The organism is Dickeya sp. NCPPB 3274 (assembly GCF_000406205.1).
GTDB lineage: Bacteria > Pseudomonadota > Gammaproteobacteria > Enterobacterales > Enterobacteriaceae > Dickeya > Dickeya fangzhongdai.
On sequence record NZ_CM001979.1, the window covers coordinates 2,581,614 to 2,602,830 of the forward strand.

Sequence of the window (21,217 nt, forward strand, 5' to 3'; positions counted from 1 at the left end):
GTTTTAGCGCCTGTCCCGGCAGGCGCGCAGACTGAAACGAGGAGCCTGACTTCATGTCGATTACCCGCATCAATCCCGACGCACGCTGGTCCGACGCCGTGATCCACAACAACACGCTGTACTACACCAGCGTGCCGGAAAATCTGGACGACGACGCCCTCGCCCAGACCGAAAACGCGCTGGCGTCGCTGGACGCCATCCTGCAACAGGCCGGCAGCGATAAAAGCCGCCTGCTGGACGTAACCATTTTTTTGGCCGATAAAGCTGATTTCGCCGCCATGAACGCCGCCTGGGACGCTTGGGTAGTGGCCGGCAGCGCGCCGGTGCGTTGCACCGTGGAAGCCAAACTGATGAACCCGAAATTCAAAGTGGAAATCAAAGCGATCGCCGCAGTCGGCTGATCCTGCGCGGGCGGCGGTTCACGCGCCGCCCGAACGCCATTATTCCTGCTATTCCTGTATTCCTGTATTCCTGCTACTCCTGCGAAGAGGCCTCGTCGTCCTCAAAACGCGCCACCACCCGCGCCCCCTGATGATTCTGGCGCAGTTCTTCCGCCACCTGCGCGATGGCTTCGCCGCTGCTCATGCCTTCCGCCATCAGCTGTTGTATTCTTTCCACCGCCTGTTGCTGCTGCTCATGAGTCAGCGCCGGGATACCTGCAAACATCATTCTTCTCCTGAAAACCTTTTTATGCCGGCCACGCCAGCGATCCGCCACGGTTTGTGGTACGCTTGCACCGCTGCGATGCATGCTGCCGGTTCAGCGTACGGCTGCCGGCATGACCAACGCCGAGAAACCATACCAATACCGCTATGCCGACACCGATAGTCTATCACGCGCTACCGTATCAGCCGGATGCGCTGTTGCGCCTTTTTAGTTCCCTATCGCGCCAGCCCTGGGCGATGTTGCTTCATTCCGGGTTTGCCGACCATCCTCATAACCGTTTTGACATTCTGGTGGCGGAGCCGCGTCTGACCCTGCAGACCGTCGGCGAACTGACCACGATCCAACACGGCGATGCCCGGCAGACCTCCGCGGAAGACCCGTTTCACCTGCTGCAACAGCAGCTCGATGCGCTGGCGCTGGATGTGCCGCCGCACCCGGATTATCCGTTTCAGGGCGGCGCTCTCGGTTTGTTTGGTTACGATCTGGGACGACGGGTGGAGCAGTTGCCGGCCATCGCCGACCGGGATATCGACCTGCCCGACATGGCGGTGGGCATTTACGACTGGGCGTTGATTGCCGACCATCATCAACAACGCCTGACCCTGGTCGCCCACGGCGATATCGACGCCAGACTGGCCTGGCTCAACGCTCTGTCGCCTGCCGAACCGGGCGCATTTCGCCTGACCAGCGACTGGCAAGCCAACATGAGCCGGGAGCAGTACGGCGAAAAATTTCGCCGTATTCAGGATTATCTGCGTGCCGGAGACTGCTATCAGGTCAATCTGGCCCAGCGTTTTCAAGCCGGTTATCAGGGCGACGAATGGCAGGCGTTCCTGACGCTTTCCGCCAGCAACCGGGCGCCGTTTTCCGCGTTCCTGCGGTTGCCGCACAGCGCGGTGCTCAGCATTTCGCCGGAGCGTTTCCTGTGGCTGCACGATAACCACATTCAGACCCGACCGATCAAAGGCACGCTGCCGCGGCTGCCGGATGCCGACGCCGATGCCCGTCAGGCGCAACGGCTGGCTGCCTCCGAGAAAGATCGCGCCGAGAACCTGATGATTGTCGACCTGCTGCGTAACGATATCGGCCGGGTAGCGGTGCCGGGCAGCGTGCGGGTGCCGGAATTGTTTGTGGTGGAGCCGTTTCCGGCGGTGCACCATCTGGTCAGCACTATCGAAGCGCGATTACCCGCGCAGCAGCACGCCACGGATGTGCTGCGCGCCTGTTTTCCCGGCGGTTCCATTACCGGCGCGCCCAAAGTGCGAGCCATGGAGATCATCGAGGAATTGGAACCGCATCGCCGCAACGTCTATTGCGGCAGCATCGGCTATCTCAGCGTCTGCGGCACGATGGACACCAACATCACTATCCGTACGCTGATCGCCGCCAATGGCACGCTTTCCTGCTGGGCCGGCGGCGGAATTGTGGCCGACAGCGAAGAACAGGCAGAATATCAGGAAACATTCGACAAGATTGGCCGCATTCTGCCGTTATTAACCGTATCGACCACGGATTAAACAGAGCTGACCGACATGACCGACGCCACGCTGTTGCCTCTCTCAGACCGCACTGACGTATACCGTCCCTATGATCTGGACGCGTTTATTACCCGCTTTCAGTTGCAGAGCGCCCCCGGTCTGCCGATCACCCAGCACCACCGGCAAGCCGCGGTGCTGGTGCCGATCATCCGCCGCCCCGATCCTTGTCTGCTGCTGACCCGCCGCTCGCCTCGTTTGCGCAAACACGCCGGACAGGTGGCCTTTCCCGGCGGCGCGGCGGATCCGGACGATTCGTCGCTGATCGCCACCGCGCTGCGCGAAGCGCAGGAGGAAGTGGCGATTCCCCCGGCATCGGTCCAGATACTGGGAACGCTGCCGGCATTCGACAGCACCAGCGGTTATCAGGTCACCCCGGTGGTCGGTCTGCTGCCGGAGAACACGCCTTTTCATCCCAACGCCGACGAAGTGGCGGAACTGTTTGAAATGCCGCTGCGGGACGCCTTTACCCTCCAGCGCTACTATTCGCTGGATATCGAGCGCCGCCAACAGCCGCATCGCGTCTACCTATCCTGGTATCGGCAGCAGTTCGTCTGGGGGCTGACCGCCGCCATCATCCGCCAGTTGGCGTTGCAGGTGGCGACGTCGGAACCGGCGTAATCTCCCGGCGAAACGTCGAGTCTGCCATAAGTTATTTTTCGGCATAACATAACTTTATTTCATGTGAAAAGCCGAATGTGGCAGCATACTCTCCACTACAATAGCGCGATCTATCGAGTTTTATCCTGGAGCGAGTCATGTCATCGGCCATAACGCCAGATAAATGGTGGTATGCCTGATGACATCACTCGTTCCCCTATAGTAACAGGCAGTCCCTAAAGGAGTTTCAGCGTGATAAGCGTATTCGACATGTTCAAAATCGGTATTGGCCCCTCCAGCTCTCACACGGTTGGACCGATGAAAGCCGGTAAACAATTTGTCGATGAACTGCAACAACGGGATTTGTTGTCTCGCACCGATCGGGTGACGGTGGAGGTTTACGGCTCCCTCGCCCTGACCGGCAAAGGCCACCACACCGATATTGCGATTATCCTGGGGCTGGCGGGCAATCAGCCGGATACCGTGGATATCGACGCCATCCCGGCGTTTATCCGGGACGTGGAGCAAACTGAGCGGTTATCGCTGGCAGGCACGCATGACGTCGCTTTCCCTCGCGAAGGCGGTATGATTTTCCGTGGCGAAAACCTGCCGCTGCATGAAAACGGCATGACGCTGACCGCCTTTGCCGCCGACCTTCCGCTGTTTCGCCAAACCTATTACTCGATCGGCGGCGGTTTTATCGTTGATGAAGCGCACTTTGGTCAGTCTCAGGAATCCACCTTCACCGTACCGCATCCTTACCGCTCCGCGCGGGAAATTCTGGAACACTGTAAACAGAGCGGTCTGTCTATCTCCGGCATGATGATGCGCAACGAGCTGGCGCTGCATAGCCGTCAGGAGATCGAAGAGTATTTCGCCGCAGTCTGGCAGACCATGCGCGCCTGTATGGATCGCGGCATGAACACCGAGGGCGTGCTGCCCGGCCCGCTGCGGGTACCGCGCCGCGCCGCCGCCCTGCGCCGCATGCTGGTGTCCTCGGACAAGCTGTCCAACGACCCGATGAACGTGGTGGATTGGGTCAATATGTTCGCACTGGCGGTCAATGAGGAAAACGCCGCCGGCGGGCGCGTGGTCACCGCGCCTACCAACGGCGCCTGCGGCATCGTGCCGGCGGTGCTGGCCTACTACGATCATTTTATCGAGCCGGTCGGCCCCGGCATTTATCTGCGTTATTTCATGGCGGCAGGCGCGATCGGGTCGCTGTATAAAATGAACGCCTCGATTTCCGGAGCGGAAGTCGGTTGTCAGGGCGAAGTGGGCGTAGCCTGTTCGATGGCGGCGGCCGGCCTGGCCGAGCTGCTGGGCGCCAGTCCGGAACAGGTGTGCGTGGCCGCGGAAATCGGCATGGAACACAATCTGGGGCTGACCTGCGATCCGGTGGCCGGTCAGGTGCAGGTGCCTTGTATCGAGCGTAACGCCATCGCCGCGGTCAAAGCCATCAACGCCACCCGCATGGCGGTGCGTCGCACCACCGAAGCTCGCGTGTCGCTCGACAAGGTAATAGAAACCATGTACGAAACCGGTAAAGACATGAACGCCAAATACCGCGAAACCTCCCGCGGCGGTCTGGCTATCAAGGTGCAGTGCGACTGACCAAATACAACGCCGGCGGGGAGACCCGCCGGCGTTGCGCTACTCATTACAAAAACCGGTTACCACCGCTGGCGGCGATCGCCGTTACCGCCCCAGAAATAACCGGGGCTGGGCCGCTGTGGAAGCCACCTGGAATACCGCTACCGCCTGTACCAGTTGCTGGGCCTGTTCTTTCAGGTTCTCTGCCGCCGCCGCGCTCTCTTCCACCAGGGCAGCGTTCTGCTGTGTAACGGTATCGATTTGCGTGATGGCCTGTCCCACCTGTTTCACTCCCGAACTTTGCTCCAGGCTGGACGCGCTGATTTCCGACACAATATCGGTAACCTGATTGATCGCCGCCACAATCTGCGTCATGGTCGCACCAGTTTCATCCACCAGTTGACTACCCTGTTCAACCTGCCCGACGCTGTTGGTAATCAACGTGCTGATCTCTTTGGCGGCGTTCGCGCTTCGCTGCGCCAGACTGCGTACTTCGGAAGCGACAACCGCAAAACCACGCCCTTGCTCGCCCGCCCGCGCCGCTTCCACCGCCGCATTCAGCGCCAGAATATTAGTCTGGAAAGCGATGCTGTCGATCACATTGATGATGTCCGAAATCTTTTTAGAACTGTCGTTGATGCCTTTCATGGTTGCGATCACGCGTTCAACCATGTTTCCGCCTTCCGCCGCCAGCGTTGACGCGCCTAACGCCAGTTGGTTGGCCTGACGCGCGTTTTCGGCGTTATTGCTGACGGTAGACCCTAACTGTTCCATAGTGGCGGAAGTCTGTTGCAGCGCGCTGGCCTGCTCTTCCGTACGCTGACTCAGGTCCTGATTACCCTGGGATATCTGGATACTGGCGGTCGCCAGACTTTCCGCATTGCTGCGTACGCTGGTGACAATCCCCGACAGGGACGACTGCATCTCGTGCAGTTGGGCAAGCAGGCTCACCTGATCATAGTCTTTCACCGGGATCGGGCTGGAAAGATCGCCCTGCGCCATCCGGCTAACTACCTGTGCCGCGACCACCGGCTCGCCGCCCAGTTGCCGCAGCAGACTGCGTAGAATCACCGCGCCCAGTACCACTGACCCCAACGCCACGATACCTGCGGCAATCAGTGAAATGATACGCGTCGTGACATTGCTGCTTTGCTGCTCAACGACTTTCCTGTTTGCCAGCTCATCCTGATATTTTTTTAACGCGGACAATTCACCAAACGTCTTGTCTGCCGGCGCCTTGACTTCATTTTTATTAATTTCGCTGGCGTTTTTTATATCGCCAGATTCAACGGCCTGAACCTGATGTTCCATGCCTTTACGCATTAACGTGTACGACGACACCAGCCCGTCAAAAGACTGCGCCATCGTCGGGTCAATAATGGTTTTCAGTTTACTTAACAGCCCCTCCACCTTCGTGAAATTCTCGGTATTCTGACTTTTCCATCCGGCAATCGACGTCGGGTCGCCAATGGCGATCATCCGCAAGATGTTGATGTCTACACGCGTAAGCAGGCCGTCAATCTGGCCGATAATCGACGCGGCCTGATAGTCCTTTTCATACAAACGTTGTAATTCTGAGGTGGTGGCGCTCTGGCGGGAAAGCAGAAATACGGCCAATGTCATAAAGGAGATGATGATCACGGCGATCATCATGGCCAGCTTTTTTTTAACAGTCCATACATTCATAGGTTGTTCTCAAATTATAACGTTCTGATGAAGAAGTAGACACAGATGACCTTGCGGCATGCTCTGTAATGTGACGAAATTGTTTCGTACCTAAATGGTATCGACAGTCGGCAGTGGCTCTTGAACGCAAAAGATAATTAATGGCTGAAAGAGCGGGCATGAATTGTAATAAATGATGAACTGATGAGGTGGGCTTACCATAGCGAGGAAAAAAGATGATGACATCGCCGCCATCCCCTTTAGCGACCAGCCGAAAAGATAAAAAAAGCGAGCCTCAGGCTCGCTTCGGCATGGTTCGACTAACCACGCAATGAATTCAAGAAAACCACCATCATCATCCAACCGCAGAGGCCCGCCGGTCAGGCAAGCCCCTCGTGCGGCGTAGCATTACGCCTCGTCTTCCGTAGCCGTCTCAGGAATACGGACAATACGAACCAGCTCGATACGGTAGTCCGTCGCTTCCACGATCAGGAACCGTAACCGGGGCAGCTCCAGCCAGTCTCCCACTTTGGGGAACTCATCGCTGTGCGCCAGCAACAGGCCGGCCAGCGAGGTATAGTCTTCTTTCGGATCGACCAAATCCTGCACGTTGAGCACCTGCTGCAACGAATGCAGATCGGTGCCGCCGCGCACCAGCCAACCGTCGCCGTCTTCGATGATATCCAGCGTTTCATCTTCATCCGGGAATTCGCCGGCGATCGCTTCCAGAATATCCAGCGGCGTCACCAGCCCCTGCACCACGCCAAACTCGTTGGTAATCATCACCAGGCTGCCTTTCGCGCGACGCAGCACCGGCAACAGATTGATGACATCCAGCGTTTCCGGCACCACGATCGGCGGGTTGGCGGCGGCGAACTGTTCCACATCGGTGTGTTCATCCAGCGCCACCAGCAGGTCTTTGGCGCGCACTACGCCGACCAGTTCATCCAGCGAGCCGCGGCACACCGGGAACAGGCTGTGCGGCGTGTCCAGCAATTGCAGGCGAATGTCGTCCACCGAACGTTCGCTGTCCACCCAGGAGATATCGGTACGCGGCGTCATCACGCTGCGCAGGGAGCGGGAGGCCAGCGTCAGCACGCCGCTGATCATATAGCGCTCTTCTTCAGCAAACGTTTCTTCCGGTTGCTGCTGCGGCAACTCTTCCTGATCGTCATGGTTGGCTTTGCGTGACCCCATCAGGCGCAGAATCGCTTCGGCGGTGCGCTCGCGCATCGGCCGGTGCGACTGATGTTTGATAAAGTTGTGCCGGGCAATCTGGTTAAACATCTCGATGACGATCGAGAAGCCGATCGCGGCATACAGATAGCCCTTCGGAATATGGAAACCAAACCCTTCCGCCACCAGACTCAAACCGATCATCAGCAGGAAGCTGAGACAGAGCACTACCACCGTCGGATGGGCGTTCACAAAACGGGTCAGCGGTTTGGATGCCAGCAGCATCACGGCCATGGCGATCACCACGGCGGTCATCATCACGCCCAGATGGTTCACCATCCCTACGGCGGTAATGACCGCATCGAGGGAGAACACCGCGTCCAGAATAACAATCTGCACCACCACCGCCCAGAAACTGGCATGCGCGCGGTTGGCATTCGGGTCGAGCGGGCGGTTTTCCAGCCGCTCATGCAGCTCCATCGTGGCTTTGAACAGCAGGAACAGCCCCCCGGCCAGCAAAATCAAGTCTCGGCCGGAAAAACTGAACTCCCCGACAGAAAACAGCGGTCGCGTCAGCGTCACCATCCAGGAAATCAGCGATAGCAGGCCAAGCCGCATCAGCAGCGCCAGCGACAGGCCGATGATACGCGCCTTGTCACGCTGTTTGGCCGGCAGTTTATCCGCCAGAATGGCGATGAACACCAGGTTGTCGATACCCAATACAATTTCGAGTACCACCAACGTCAGTAAGCCTGCCCAGATTGAGGGATCCAGCAAAAATTCCATGTCAGACTCCGGAAAATGAACGAGCGAACGACATCAATGCAGCGGCATTGTGCGACGAAAACGAAAGGGAAGTGTCAGTGTAGGGCTGAATTCGGCCTGAATGGCCCACTGGGTAAAGAACACCACCGGCCAGCGCCGGGGCAAAAGAAATGAATCGTCGGTGACAGTCCATAGGAAGGGCGTTTGCCCGTTACTCCTCTGTAATTAAAGGGAGAACAACTTTAACAGAGTTAATGCGATTTTCCACAACGATTTTCCTTCACTCCGCGAAGCGGGTCGCATTCATCGGCATCACTGCTCTCTCTGAATATATTCCGCCACCGATTATCGACCGGTATCACATAATTTATTTCTTCGACCCCTAAAATAAATCCTGCGATATCAGGCTGGCCTGAATCGATTCATAACCCGGCGTGATGAGTGTCGTAAACGCTTTTTGTGCCATCTATCGGGCAAGAAACAGTATTACGGCCATACTGAATATCGCTCACGGATAAACGTGACTAATTTATCCAGATTATCAGACAGATTTCACTCTCAACAAAACAGTGATTCATAAAAGGAGGGAGCAAGTGAGTATTGCCATCATGCTATGCACTCACGGCGCCACTGCCGGTCCGCTGCTAAATACAGCTGAAATGATTCTTGGTGAACAGAGTAACGTTGGCTGGATTGATTTTGTTCCCGGCGAAAACGCCGAGATCCTGATGGAAAAATATCAGGCGAAGCTGGCCGAACTGGACACCTCGGAAGGTGTGCTTTTTCTGGTGGACACCTGGGGAGGCAGTCCGTTCAACGCCGCCAGCCGTCTGGTGAACGACAAGAAAAATCATGAAGTGATCGCCGGGGTCAATATTCCAATGCTGGCCGAGACGTTTATGGCCCGCGATGACAACCCTGAATTTGGCGAACTGGTCGCGATCGCGGTGGAGGCCGGTCGCGCAGGCGTCAAAGCGCTGAAGGCGCCCGACCCGGAAAAAGCGCCCCGCCCCGCGCCCGTCATCGCCAAACCGGCTGCCGCGCCGGGAGCCGGCGGGCACATGAAGATCGGGCTGGCGCGTATTGACGACCGCCTGATCCACGGGCAGGTCGCCACCCGCTGGACCAAGGAAACCAACGTCAACCGGATTATTGTGGTTAGCGATGAAGTGGCGGCGGACAATGTGCGAAAAACCCTGCTGACGCAGGTGGCCCCGCCCGGCGTCTCGGCCCACGTGGTCGATGTCGCCAAAGCGGTCAGGGTTTACGACAACCCGAAATACGCCTCTGACCGCGTCATGCTGCTGTTCACCAATCCAACCGATGTGCTGCGGCTGGTGGAGGATGGCGTCAAGATTACCTCGGTCAACATCGGCGGCATGGCCTATCGTCAGGGCAAAACCCAGGTCAATAACGCCGTCTCGATTGACGACAAGGATATCGCGGCGTTCAACAAGCTCCATGAGCGCGGTATTGAACTGGAAGTCCGCAAAGTGTCGACAGATACCAAAATCAATATGATGGATTTGATCACCAAGGTGGCGCGTTAGCACTTCCGGAGCAACGGATTGGGTAACGACGTTATTTTTCGGACCACTATTCTCACAGGAGAAGTACCATGGAGATCACCACGTTTCAAATCGTGCTGATATTTATCGTAGCCTGTATTTCAGGTATGGGTTCCATTCTCGATGAATTCCAGTTTCACCGGCCGCTGGTGGCTTGTACCCTGATCGGGCTGGTGCTGGGCGACATCAAAACCGGGATCATTATCGGCGGTACGCTGGAAATGATCGCGCTGGGCTGGATGAACATCGGGGCCGCCGTTGCGCCTGATGCGGCGCTGGCCTCTATTATTTCCACCATTCTGGTCATCGCCGGCGGGCAAAGCGTCGGCGCCGGGATTGCGTTGGCGATTCCGCTGGCGGCCGCGGGTCAGGTACTGACCATTATTGTGCGCACCATCACCGTCGCCTTCCAGCATGCCGCCGACACCGCGGCCGAGCGCGGCAATCTTTCCGCCATCAGTTGGATTCACGTTTCCGCCCTGCTGTTGCAGGCCATGCGCATCGCCATTCCGGCGGTGATTGTCGCCGTCTCGGTCGGGACTGAAGCAGTACACGGCCTGCTCTCTTCCATCCCCGAGGTGGTCACCACCGGTCTGAACATCGCCGGCGGCATGATTGTGGTCGTTGGTTATGCCATGGTCATCAATATGATGCGGGCCGGTTATCTGATGCCGTTCTTCTATCTGGGGTTCGTTACCGCTGCCTTCACCAACTTCAATCTGGTGGCGCTGGGCGTCATCGGTGTCGTCATGGCGGTGCTGTATATCCAGCTTAGCCCCAAATACAACAAGGCTCAGGGTGCAGCGGCCGCATCGTCAAACAACGATCTTGATAACGAACTGGATTAACAGGAGAGCAAGAAATGGTGGATACGACAAAGAAACTGACTCCCAGCGATATTCGCGCCGTATTTCTGCGTTCTAACCTGTTCCAGGGATCGTGGAATTTCGAACGCATGCAGGCACTGGGGTTCTGCTTTTCCATGGTACCGGTGATCCGTCGCCTTTACCCGGAGAACTCGGAAGAGCGTAAGCAGGCAATCAAACGTCATCTGGAGTTTTTCAATACCCAGCCTTTCGTCGCCGCGCCGGTATTGGGCGTGACCATGGCGATGGAAGAGCAGCGCGCCAACGGCGCACCGATTGACGACGGGGCGATCAACGGCCTGAAAGTCGGGCTGATGGGGCCGCTGGCCGGCGTTGGCGATCCGATATTCTGGGGAACCGCGCGTCCGGTCTTCGCCGCGCTCGGCGCCGGCATCGCCATGAGCGGTAGCCTGCTCGGGCCGATCCTGTTTTTCGTGCTGTTTAACCTGGTGCGTTTGCTGGTGCGTTATTACGGCGTCGCCTACGGCTATCGCAAAGGTGCGGATATCGTAAGCGACATGGGCGGCGGCCTCCTGCAGAAAATGACCGAAGGGGCATCGATTCTGGGGTTGTTCGTCATGGGCGCGCTGGTCAACAAGTGGACCCACGTCAACATCCCGCTGGTGGTATCGCGCGTAACCGGGCAGGATGGGAAAACGGCCGTCACCACGGTGCAATCGATCCTTGATCAACTGATGCCCGGCCTGGTGCCGTTACTGCTGACGTTTGGCTGTATGTGGCTACTGCGGCGCAAGGTTAATGCGCTCTGGCTGATCGTCGGCTTTTTCGTTATCGGCATCATAGGCTACTGGATCGGCCTGCTGGGGCTCTGACTCTACCGGCCGGGGCAACCCGGCCATTTTTCATCACGAATAATGCGTTCTGTTTTCATCACGCTAACCCGTTGTCTCACATCCTGTATTCACGCCACCACCGGAGTTGCTCATGACTTTCACCGACGTCGTTCTGATGGTATCTATTGCTCTGGCCCTGCTATATGCAATTTACGATGAATTCATCATGGACCGGCGGCAAGGTCAGACCCGACTCAAGGTGCGGCTGCGGCGCGCACATCGTCTGGATGCGCTGATCTTCAGCCTGCTGGTGGCAATACTCATCTATAAAAATGTCACGACTCACGGCTCGCCTTTCACCACGCTGCTGCTTTTCTCGCTGATACTGATGGCGATATATCTGACCCTAATTCGTTACCCGAAATTACTCTTCAAAGATCAGGGTTTCTTTTATGCCAATACCTATATTGCTTATCACCGCATTAAACATATGAATTTATCGGAAGACGGCATTTTGGTGATAGAACTTGAAAAAAGTCGACTACTTATCGCGGTTAATGAATTGGATGATCTGGAAAAAATATATCATTTTATGATTGAAAATCAGTAGGTTAAAATATTTTTCTTTTTCGGATAAATAATGACTCATCTCTCCATAAAAAACGTAGCTGTTATTTTGACCACATGGTTACTGATGTAATTAACACCAATTGTTTCCAATTCATTAAAGATGAAAATAATTATCAATTGCATTGATAATCCATATATTATTTATTGTTGTTTAATGTAGGAATAATATGATATCGTTGCGCCGTCATTGGGGAGTAGCCGGTTCCTGAAGCCTTAAATTCAGGAATGCTCGTATCAACATACTCGTTCTTCACTGAACGTGGTACGGGCGGCCAGGTTGGCAGGCGAGACCATAGACACGTGATCCGTCGTCTGGTTGGGGGTGGGTTACGTGGATATGGAGAACCGCCCAGCCGAGGCTATTACACATGAACTTATCAGCTACACTCATTCTTGCTTTTGGCATGTCTATGGACGCTTTTGCTGCGTCCATTGGTAAAGGTGCCGCACTGCACAAACCCCGCTTTCGTGAAGCAATTCGAACCGGCTTGATCTTCGGTCTGATTGAGGCGTTGACGCCGTTAATCGGCTGGGCGCTGGGTTTTTATGCCAGCCGTTTCATTATCGCCTGGGACCACTGGGTGGCTTTCAGTCTGCTGCTGATTTTAGGCGGCCGCATGATTATGGAAGGCCTGAAAGGCGAAGACAGCCACAACTGTGAAAAAATCTCCAAACACAGCCTGTTTGTTTTGATCTGTACGGCTGTCGCCACCAGTCTGGATGCGATGGCGATTGGCGTCGGTTTGGCTTTCCTGCAGGTAAATATCTTCCACACCGCGATGGTTATCGGCTGCGCCACCATGATTATGGTGACTCTCGGTATGATGATTGGCCGTTATGTCGGCCCGATCCTCGGCAAACGCGCTGAAATCCTCGGTGGCATCGTACTGATCGGCATTGGCTGTAACATTCTTTACGAACATCTGCTCGACCTCGCCTGATACGCACAGCGGGCAGCCCGGCTGCCCGCCTTTTGTTCACCCCTCGCGGCGATGAAAACGAATCAAAAAATCGGTTTCACACTCAAACTGCACTTCCGCCTTCAACCCTTCGTTCACGTCCGGCGTGGCTCGCCAGGCGAACGGCGTCATCTGTAGCAGACTGGCGGCATCGGCTCCCGTCATGGTCATGCGATACTGCAACCGTTCGACCGTTTCCAATACAAACCCCGCAAACACCTCTTCTACGTCGGGGTGCGGCCTGACCTCCTGATACACCCGCGCCTTCAGGGACAGCAAATGATTTGGCCCCGGAGAAACCGTCATCAGCCCGCCGCCAGGCCGGATGACTCGCGCCAGTTCGTCACCGTTACAGGGCGCGTAGATTTTCAATACCGCAGCCAGAGAATGGTCCTGAAAAGGCAGCCGCTGACTGGACGCCACGCAGAACATCACCTGAGCATAACGTTTCGCCGCACGCTGTATCGCCGCTTTGGAGACATCCAGCCCATAAACCGCCATCCCCTGCGGCGTCAGTTTATCTGCCAGCGCAGCCGTGTAATACCCTTCCCCACATCCAATATCCAGCAGCGCGCCCGGTTGCATCTGCAGGCGGGCAGCCAACTGCTCCGATACCCGATCCCGTAATGGCTGATAGTGTCCATTATCAAGAAACGCCCGCCTGGCCTGCATCATTTCGGCGCTGTCCCCCGGCTGTCTGGAACGTTTAAACTGCACCGGCAGTAAATTGACGTACCCTTCCCGCGCGCGATCGAAATGATGACGTCCGCAGGACCATCGACCAGCTTCAACATTCAGGGGTTGATGACACAGAGGGCATTGATAAGGCACTGAAGATTTTTGCATAACACTCTTGATGATTTCGCGGATAACACCAGAAAAGCAAAAAACCCGCACAAGGCGGGTTTTATGGCATGAGCTGAAAATTACAGCGCAGTAACGTTCACTGCAGAAGGACCTTTCTGGCCATCCTGAATTTCAAACTCAACATTCTGGCCTTCGGCTAAGGTTTTAAAACCGTTGCCCTGAATTGCAGAGAAGTGTACGAACACGTCTTTGCTGCCATCAGCCGGAGTGATGAAACCGAAGCCTTTAGACTCGTTGAACCACTTAACCTGACCTTTAATCTTTGCCATTTCAAAGTTTCCTTTAATAGTTTAAACCGCACAGAGGCGTTATACAGAAAAACCAGAGTCGTTACTGCTTGAGGCACTAAAATAAGGATCGGCAGAGAAGTGGTATTCAACGCTAACGTTTGTACTCAAGACTTCTTTACTGAAAATGCCATTCATATACAGAACTGTACCTCGTTTTACCCAGATGCGTTATTACATACTCTGTAATCGTTGGCAAGCCATTTTTTGCCACCGATGGATGCGTCGCACAAATTAGAGTCTTTAATGTATCATTAATATCCACTCTACAATATCCCGGGATATTGACACGCTAAAGCATTCCCTGCGGCACATCCAATCGTTTGATTATGTGCATGGTATTCCAATTACGCAAGTCGGCATGATCGACTTATTGCCCGTCACGCTATGTCATAACAAAATGATATTACCCCACTGGTCACAGGATGTATCGATTGTCCAGCCACTGTTTGTCAAAAATGTGATTAAGGCATTCTTTTTTCAGCTACCGATGATAAGAAAATCCTTTTATGACAAACAGATGCAATCAATCGAATCCTGATAGTGACCATCTGGTCATATAATAATAATGAAACATAGTAAGTATACTTTTTCGCAACTTAGAACAGAGATAACATTATTTTTGCAAAAAAATGATTTACCGATGACTTTCCTTTGCCCTATTCCGGTTTTATTTCTGTTTTTTAGCCGCTAAAAAAATGTTTATGCCGTGCTTTATGCCGCGCCCTTCCCGCTTATTTCTCAATCCTTCAATTATGTTACTGAGTTATATTCTTGCTCCCTGAATGCACGCCGTTGATTCATCTATCACGATCACATTTTATGCCTAACAAAAAATTAATCTGAGTCAATCATCAGGATCGCTGTGTCAAATAACAAATACCGGTCTGGGTCAAATCAGCCATCACGTCAGTCATACGCACAGATATCGCCTCCGTTTTTTGACATCAACCGTGACAACCCCGGCAGAGCGCGTTATTGTGTCCCTGCCGCCATCTTCCAATCACATCATACCCGGCGGACTCACACTTTTTGAGGGAAGCGGTCAGACTACGGTTGTTATGACGACCGCCCGCTTTCCCCCGTTTCGGCAGCCTCGATAGCGCTGTCAGCTGTGCGCCAGATTCCGTTTTTACACTGCACAAATCGCTAATGTAATGATAATCGGCAACATCAACGGGAGGTGACCTATGTGGCAGACGATTGATCAACTGCTGGAAGAACATCTCGGCCCCGGTGATATTCTGGATCGACGGGAATTACCTGGCGGCGAAGTGCACCCTGCCTGGCATTTGCGTTATGGTCAGCATGATGTCTTCGTCAAATGCGATGCTCGTGAACTGCTGACCAAATTTCGCGCGGAAGCCGAGCAGTTGGAACTGCTGGCCCGCAGTAAAACGGTACAGGTCCCAACGGTGTACGGCGTAGGCAGTAACCGCGATTACAGTTTCCTGCTGCTGGAATACCTCTCGCCCAAACCCGTTTCTGCCCACGATGCCTGGCGTCTGGGACAACAATTGGCACAATTGCACCAGTGGAGCGACCAGCCCCAGTTTGGCCTTGATTTCGACAACGATCTGTCCACTACGCCGCAACCCAACACCTGGCAACGCCGCTGGTCCAGTTTTTTTGCAGAGCAGCGTATTGGCTGGCAACTGCAACTGGCTGCTGAGAAAGGGCTTCATTTCGGTGATATCGATACCCTAATAGCACAGGTGGAAAAACGGCTTTCAGGTCATCAACCACAGCCTTCATTACTGCACGGCGATTTGTGGTCCAATAATTGCCTCAATACCGACCACGGTTATTACCTGTTCGACCCGGCCTGTTACTGGGGCGATCGGGAATGCGATTTGGCGATGTTGCCGCTGCATGCCGAGTTACCGCCGCAAATTTATGACGGCTATCAGAGCGTCTGGTCGCTGGAAAAGGATTTTGTCGAGCGTCAGCCGATTTACCAGATCTACTACCTGCTTAACCGGGCCAACCTGTTCGGCGGCAAACATGTGGTTACCGCCCAACAGGCGATAGAAAGTCAGTTGCTATGACGAGGGACGAAGCCGATGCCGGGGCAACATAGCCCCGGCAGTGCCGTCAGGCCAGGATACCCACGGTTTTCAGCGTGAGATAACCGATCACGGCAACGACGACCGGCAAGATATACAACGGAAAAAATTGCAGCAGAATAGTATGGCGGGGTAACTCCACCCGGGATTCCAGCTCCTCACGGGTTTTGCCTTCATCGCCTTTGACCTTCTCCAGAATCAGCTGATCTTCCAGCCCTTCACGGATATGTTTGACCTGGCGGGACAACCGGGAACCAGACACCTGCAGCGCCAGACCGACAAACATCAACAGATAGATCAGCCAGAACATGATGGTGGCTGACGCCGACAGACGACCGAAATCAGGCACCGGCGAGTTGTACCAAAAAATGTCCAGAAACGGCGTATTGAAGCGCAGCACTTCCACCACCAGATGCAAAAAATCCTGCATCACGCCATTAATCCCCTGCTTCTTCTCGGTAAAGGCATGAATAAGATTGGCCAGCGAGATAATGGTCGAGAGCAAAGCCGGGAGAAAGATGACCCATCCCGCAATGCGTTTGATCACGGCAAAAAGGCCAGCCTGTCGATACGTCATGTGTTCCCCTTGTGCGTGACGTCACACCCAGTGCCACGGTGAGCAAGAAAAGTGTAGACCCATAAAACCCGTTAGCAGGGTACTTCAGGTTTTAGCAGAGTCAACGTTTTCTTTCCCGACGGCACAGTCCTTCCGCACGTTGCAGGCTACGCCCAGCACCAGGCTGATGAAAAGCAGACTATAAAGGAAGGCGTTTCGACAAGGCGCCGGCAACATCGCCGGCACCTTATTAACAGAAGGGATCAGAGGAAGTCGGCACGTTTCGGCGAGAAGGTGTCGATCAACACGCTGCCTTCTTCCAGCGAAACCACACCGTGCATTTCATTCTTCACCGCCATATAGGCATCGCCGGTTTTCAGGATGCGTTTTTCGCCTTCGATCACCACTTCGAAGCTGCCGGCCGCCACATAGGCGATCTGATCGTGGATGTCGTGTTTGTGCGGCGTACCGATGGCACCTTTGGCGAAATGAACGCACACCATCATTAGATCATCGCTCCAGGTGATGATTTTACGTTTAATGCCACCGCCCAGCTCTTCCCACGGCGTTTCATCGTCAATAAAGTACCTTCTCATGGTTTCTCCTTAAAGATCATTCAGCGTGCTCCCTTGTGTGAACAAGGTAACACAAAGGGTAAATACCGATATTCTAGTAACATCGGCATCAGATGAAACATAAAATAAGCAAAACCATGACGCCTCTCAAGAAATAAATAAAACATTATTTCATTTTTATTGAATTCACATCTCAACCACACTATCATCGCGCCATAACACGAAAGAACCGGGCAAAAAAGGTTCAGGTGACGTTGTCACTGCCACGCAAGGTGACCTGTTCCGCCCGGCGCTTTCCTGTCAGGCCCTCAGCCTGATTTCCATCTGAAAGCGAGGAGCAACCATGCAAGTCCGTCAGAGCATCCACAGCGACCACGCCCGTCAGCTTGATACCGCTGGCCTGCGGCGCGAGTTTCTGATCGAACACATTTTTGATGCAGATGCCTGCACCATGACCTACAGCCACATCGATCGAATCATCGTGGGCGGGGTAATGCCCGTTCATCAGGCGGTCACTATCGGTGAGGATGTGGGAAAACAACTGGGCGTCAGCTACTTTCTTGAACGCCGCGAACTGGGCGCGATTAATATCGGCGGCGCCGGCGTAGTCAGCGTAGACGGCGAGCGCTATGAAATCGGCCATGAAGAAGCCATTTATATCGGCAAAGGCGCGCGCGACATCCGTTTTACCAGCGCAGACCCAACCCGGCCCGCTCGCTTCTACTATAACAGCGCGCCGGCGCACACCACCTATCCGACACGTAAAATTACCGCTGCAGAGGCATCCCCGCAGACCATCGGTGATGACGCGACCAGCAACCGTCGGACCATCAACAAGTATATCGTTCCGGATGTGTTGCCCACCTGCCAGCTCACTATGGGGTTAACCAAACTGGCGGAAGGCAGTCTCTGGAATACCATGCCGTGCCATACCCATGAGCGTCGCATGGAAGTCTATTTTTATTTCGATATGGATGAAGAAACGGCGGTGTTCCACATGATGGGACAACCACAGGAAACCCGCCACATTCTGGTACACAACGAGCAGGCGGTGATTTCACCGAGCTGGTCGATTCATTCGGGTGTAGGCACCAAACGCTACACCTTTATCTGGGGTATGGTTGGCGAGAATCAGGTTTTCTCAGACATGGATCACGTCAAAGTTAGCGAACTACGCTAACGGCTTACCCAATAATTTCGCGTTGCGGGAAAGTGGCAAGTGAGCGCATCCCCAGTCAGTGACCGGGATGAGTGAAAGTAGCCAGCAAGCCGGCAACCTGAAATATGACGGGTATAAACCGGTATTTCCCTACAGTAACAAGCTCACGACAAAACATGTCGTTTACAGAGAGATCAAGGCTATGATTCTAAATACATTCAATTTACAGGGCAAAGTGGCGCTGATCACCGGTTGCGATACCGGCCTGGGTCAGGGTATGGCTGTCGGTCTGGCTGAAGCGGGCTGCGACATCGTCGGCGTCAACATCGTTGAGCCGAAAGAAACCATCGAAAAAGTTACGGCGGTGGGCCGTCGCTTCCTCAGCCTGACCGCTGACATGAGCGATATCTCCGGTCATGCCGCGCTGGTGGAAAAAGCCGTTGCCGAGTTCGGTAAAGTGGACATTCTGGTCAACAACGCCGGCATCATCCGTCGTGAAGACGCCATCGAGTTCAGCGAAAAGAACTGGGACGATGTGATGAATCTGAACATCAAGAGCGTGTTCTTCATGTCACAGACGGTTGCCCGTCAGTTCATCAAACAGGGTCATGGCGGTAAAATTATCAATATCGCATCCATGCTGTCCTTCCAGGGTGGTATCCGCGTACCGTCTTACACCGCTTCCAAGAGCGCGGTCATGGGGATCACCCGTCTGCTGGCCAACGAATGGGCCAAACATAACATCAACGTCAACGCCATTGCCCCCGGTTACATGGCGACCAACAACACCCAGCAACTGCGCGCCGACCAGGACCGCAGCAAAGAAATCCTGGACCGTATCCCGGCGGGTCGTTGGGGTCTGCCGCAGGACCTGCAGGGTCCGGCCGTGTTCCTGGCTTCCAGCGCGTCCGATTATGTGAACGGTTACACCATTGCCGTTGACGGCGGCTGGCTGGCTCGCTAAGTTTTTCCGCAAAATTTTTTTGTGATCAAAGGCACAATACTGAATTGTGCCTTTCTTTTATCTATCAGTAAGTTATCTTCCAACATCCTTTCCCTCCCGTTTCCGAATCTTCCATAAAAAATTTTCAAAACAACGTTCCGACTTTGATCACACTTTCGATATTGAGCGCATGACGAAAATAGAAGTTGGGCAATATAATCAATCAAAACAATGTTTCTATTTATAAGGAACTGTTTCGCTCAGTTCTGAAAGAAGGTACTCCATGAGTATTTTTACTGATTTGAACACCAGCAGAAAATGGCAAATCGACCAGTGGCTATCGGCGATTAACAGCCATATTGAAAAGATTCAGCAATACGGCCACAGCGCTGTCAACCCAACGCCGTTATTAGCTGACGGATTTGAGATAAAAACACAGTCTCCAGTTGTCTGGCAGTTTCCCGACGGCCATGATGCACCGATCTCTAACTTCGCCAGCCAGCAAAACTGGTTGCGACTATTAATTTCCATGAGTGCCGTCACAGAAACAGAAAAATATCGTCAGATGGCGTTATCTCAAAGCGAATATTTTCTGAATCGCTTTGTCGATGAAAATAGCGGACTTTTTTATTGGGGCGGCCACCGTTTTATTAATCTCGATACGCTGGCCAGCGAAGGGCCGGAATCCAAATCGATGGTGCATGAATTAAAACACCATCTACCCTATTACGAATTTCTGCATCAGGTTAATCCGGAAAAAACCCGCCATTTCATTCAGGGATTCTGGAATGCCCACGTGGAAGACTGGAGTTGCCTGGATCTGGGCCGCCACGGTGATTACGCCAAGCCACGCGATCCGGACGTGTTTCTGCATTCCCGTCATGATGTGGTCACCCCGGCCAAATGGCCGGAATTGCCGCTGACTAAAGGACTGACCTTTGTTAATGCCGGCACCGACCTGATCTACGCCGCCTTCGTCTATGCGCGCCACACGGGCGACGTGCACGCGGCTGCCTGGGGCAAACACCTCTACCGTCAATATGTGCTGGCGCGGAACCCGGAAACCGGCATGCCGGTTTACCAGTTTAGCTCGCCCTTACAGCGCCAGCCGGTGCCGGCGGACGATAACCAGACCCAATCCTGGTTCGGCGACCGCGCCCAGCGGCAGTTCGGGCCTGAGTTTGGCACCATCGCCCGAGAAGCCAACGTGCTGTTCCGCGACATGCGCCCGCTGCTGATCGATAGCCCGCTGGCTATGCTCGATATTCTGCGCCATCAACCCGACGCCGAAATCCTGACATGGGTGATCGCCGGCCTGAAAAACTACTATCAGTACGCTTACGACGTTGACAGCAACAGCCTGCGCCCGATGTGGAACAACGGTCAGGACATGACCGGTTACTGCTTCAAACGCGACGGTTACTACGGCAAAGCCGGTACTGTATTGAAGCCCTTCCCGCTGGAAGGCGACTACCTGCTGCCGCTGGTACGCGCCTGGCGCCTGAGCAACGATGACGACCTGTATACGTTGATCGTCACCATGCTGTCCCGACTGGAGAAACAGGGCATCCATCAATCCGCCTCGCCTTTCCTGCTGCTGGCGATTACCGAGCTGGCGCAAGCCAAACAATCGGCGCAGTGGGCGGAATATGCCTGGCAAATGGCGGAGATTTTATTTAAGCGCTATTTCCATCACGGTTTGTTCGTACGCTCTGAGCATCATCGCTATGTACGACTTGACGATCCTTTCCCTGCCATTCTGTTGACGCTGATCGCCGCCTGCAGAAATAAATGGCCGGAAGTTCCTGCCGTCCTGACACAAGGGGGATACATCCATGGAGATTATCGAATTAATGGAGAAAGCCGGGTTATTTACGACACGGAATTTATTTACCCAGAAAAATTAATCCACTGATTTTATTTTTTACAGATTCACCATTACTAAAA

Annotated in this window: 21 protein-coding genes and 1 riboswitch; of the genes, 13 read left to right on the forward strand and 8 right to left on the reverse strand. The window is 54.3% G+C overall.

Annotated elements, in window-relative coordinates; genetic code table 11:
• Positions 1-53: 53 nt before the first annotated feature.
• Entirely contained in the window at positions 54-401 is a 348-nt protein-coding gene (locus tag DXX3274_RS11705; RefSeq protein WP_038658397.1) for a RidA family protein, read from the forward strand.
• 73 nt (positions 402-474) lie between these two features.
• On the opposite strand, the gene DXX3274_RS11710 is transcribed toward DXX3274_RS11705, so the two are convergent.
• Positions 475-666: a YoaH family protein gene (locus tag DXX3274_RS11710; protein WP_038658394.1), complete on the reverse strand. Its 192-nt coding sequence runs from the start codon at positions 664-666 to the stop codon at positions 475-477.
• Between the two features lie 146 nt (positions 667-812).
• Between DXX3274_RS11710 and pabB the strand changes: the two genes are divergently transcribed.
• The 3 genes from pabB (at position 813) to DXX3274_RS11725 (ending at position 4,415) form a co-directional block, all read left to right on the forward strand.
• On the forward strand, positions 813-2,183 hold the full coding sequence (gene pabB, locus DXX3274_RS11715) for an aminodeoxychorismate synthase component 1 (RefSeq protein WP_042859921.1): 1,371 nt from the start codon (positions 813-815) through the stop codon (positions 2,181-2,183).
• 15 nt (positions 2,184-2,198) lie between these two features.
• Positions 2,199-2,822 carry a CoA pyrophosphatase gene (locus DXX3274_RS11720; RefSeq protein WP_042859922.1) on the forward strand — a complete coding sequence of 208 codons (624 nt, stop codon included), beginning with the start codon at positions 2,199-2,201 and terminating at the stop codon, positions 2,820-2,822.
• A gap of 231 nt (positions 2,823-3,053) precedes the next feature.
• Positions 3,054-4,415, forward strand: a complete 1,362-nt coding sequence (locus DXX3274_RS11725; RefSeq protein WP_042859923.1) for an L-serine ammonia-lyase — start codon at positions 3,054-3,056, stop codon at positions 4,413-4,415.
• Between the two features lie 84 nt (positions 4,416-4,499).
• Here DXX3274_RS11725 and DXX3274_RS11730 read toward each other — a convergent pair whose 3' ends face one another.
• Together DXX3274_RS11730 and DXX3274_RS11735 are read right to left on the reverse strand one after the other, a co-directional pair.
• A complete protein-coding gene (locus DXX3274_RS11730; protein WP_042859924.1) occupies positions 4,500-6,080 on the reverse strand; it encodes a methyl-accepting chemotaxis protein in 1,581 nt (526 codons plus the stop codon).
• Positions 6,081-6,467: 387 nt separating this feature from the next.
• Complete coding sequence (locus DXX3274_RS11735) at positions 6,468-8,021, reverse strand: TerC family protein (protein ID WP_042859925.1); 1,554 nt, start codon at positions 8,019-8,021, stop codon at positions 6,468-6,470.
• A gap of 572 nt (positions 8,022-8,593) precedes the next feature.
• Here DXX3274_RS11735 and manX point away from each other — a divergent pair.
• From manX to mntP, 5 genes are all read left to right on the forward strand, one after another.
• Positions 8,594-9,550 carry a PTS mannose transporter subunit IIAB gene (manX, locus tag DXX3274_RS11740; protein ID WP_042859926.1) on the forward strand — a complete coding sequence of 319 codons (957 nt, stop codon included), beginning with the start codon at positions 8,594-8,596 and terminating at the stop codon, positions 9,548-9,550.
• Between the two features lie 68 nt (positions 9,551-9,618).
• Positions 9,619-10,416, forward strand: coding sequence for a PTS mannose/fructose/sorbose transporter subunit IIC (locus tag DXX3274_RS11745; protein WP_042859927.1), 798 nt, complete (start codon positions 9,619-9,621; stop codon positions 10,414-10,416).
• 14 nt (positions 10,417-10,430) lie between these two features.
• Complete coding sequence (locus DXX3274_RS11750; RefSeq protein WP_024106031.1) at positions 10,431-11,267, forward strand: PTS mannose transporter subunit IID; 837 nt, start codon at positions 10,431-10,433, stop codon at positions 11,265-11,267.
• 112 nt (positions 11,268-11,379) lie between these two features.
• On the forward strand, positions 11,380-11,838 hold the full coding sequence (locus DXX3274_RS11755) for a DUF986 family protein (protein ID WP_042859928.1): 459 nt from the start codon (positions 11,380-11,382) through the stop codon (positions 11,836-11,838).
• A gap of 197 nt (positions 11,839-12,035) precedes the next feature.
• Positions 12,036-12,219, forward strand: a riboswitch (yybP-ykoY riboswitch).
• A 7-nt stretch (positions 12,220-12,226) separates the two neighbouring features.
• Positions 12,227-12,799 carry a manganese efflux pump MntP gene (gene mntP / locus DXX3274_RS11760; protein ID WP_038658363.1) on the forward strand — a complete coding sequence of 191 codons (573 nt, stop codon included), beginning with the start codon at positions 12,227-12,229 and terminating at the stop codon, positions 12,797-12,799.
• A gap of 36 nt (positions 12,800-12,835) precedes the next feature.
• Here the strand turns inward: mntP and rlmA are convergent, their stop codons facing one another.
• The 3 genes from rlmA to DXX3274_RS22850 all read right to left on the reverse strand — a co-directional run bounded on the left by rlmA (position 12,836) and on the right by DXX3274_RS22850 (position 14,109).
• Entirely contained in the window at positions 12,836-13,648 is an 813-nt protein-coding gene (gene rlmA / locus DXX3274_RS11765; protein ID WP_042862075.1) for a 23S rRNA (guanine(745)-N(1))-methyltransferase, read from the reverse strand.
• A gap of 95 nt (positions 13,649-13,743) precedes the next feature.
• A complete protein-coding gene (gene cspE, locus DXX3274_RS11770; protein WP_005968829.1) occupies positions 13,744-13,953 on the reverse strand; it encodes a transcription antiterminator/RNA stability regulator CspE in 210 nt (69 codons plus the stop codon).
• Between the two features lie 39 nt (positions 13,954-13,992).
• Positions 13,993-14,109: a DUF2627 domain-containing protein gene (locus DXX3274_RS22850; RefSeq protein ID WP_071526204.1), complete on the reverse strand. Its 117-nt coding sequence runs from the start codon at positions 14,107-14,109 to the stop codon at positions 13,993-13,995.
• A 1,052-nt stretch (positions 14,110-15,161) separates the two neighbouring features.
• On the opposite strand from DXX3274_RS22850, the gene DXX3274_RS11775 reads away from it, so the two are divergent.
• The gene (locus tag DXX3274_RS11775) at positions 15,162-16,019 is read left to right on the forward strand and encodes a fructosamine kinase family protein (RefSeq protein ID WP_042859929.1); all 858 of its coding nucleotides are present in this window, start codon (positions 15,162-15,164) and stop codon (positions 16,017-16,019) included.
• A gap of 46 nt (positions 16,020-16,065) precedes the next feature.
• On the opposite strand, the gene DXX3274_RS11780 is transcribed toward DXX3274_RS11775, so the two are convergent.
• Together DXX3274_RS11780 and DXX3274_RS11785 are read right to left on the reverse strand one after the other, a co-directional pair.
• Positions 16,066-16,614, reverse strand: coding sequence for a YniB family protein (locus tag DXX3274_RS11780; RefSeq protein WP_042859930.1), 549 nt, complete (start codon positions 16,612-16,614; stop codon positions 16,066-16,068).
• Positions 16,615-16,856: 242 nt separating this feature from the next.
• Positions 16,857-17,189 carry a cupin domain-containing protein gene (locus DXX3274_RS11785; RefSeq protein ID WP_022633697.1) on the reverse strand — a complete coding sequence of 111 codons (333 nt, stop codon included), beginning with the start codon at positions 17,187-17,189 and terminating at the stop codon, positions 16,857-16,859.
• A 322-nt stretch (positions 17,190-17,511) separates the two neighbouring features.
• Here DXX3274_RS11785 and kduI point away from each other — a divergent pair, with 322 nt between their 5' ends.
• From kduI to pelW, 3 genes are all read left to right on the forward strand, one after another.
• A complete protein-coding gene (gene kduI, locus DXX3274_RS11790; RefSeq protein ID WP_042859931.1) occupies positions 17,512-18,348 on the forward strand; it encodes a 5-dehydro-4-deoxy-D-glucuronate isomerase in 837 nt (278 codons plus the stop codon).
• 181 nt (positions 18,349-18,529) lie between these two features.
• Positions 18,530-19,291 carry a 2-dehydro-3-deoxy-D-gluconate 5-dehydrogenase KduD gene (gene kduD, locus DXX3274_RS11795; RefSeq protein WP_013318066.1) on the forward strand — a complete coding sequence of 254 codons (762 nt, stop codon included), beginning with the start codon at positions 18,530-18,532 and terminating at the stop codon, positions 19,289-19,291.
• A 262-nt stretch (positions 19,292-19,553) separates the two neighbouring features.
• On the forward strand, positions 19,554-21,185 hold the full coding sequence (gene pelW, locus DXX3274_RS11800) for a pectate disaccharide-lyase PelW (protein WP_042859932.1): 1,632 nt from the start codon (positions 19,554-19,556) through the stop codon (positions 21,183-21,185).
• The last annotated feature ends 32 nt before the right edge of the window (positions 21,186-21,217 follow it).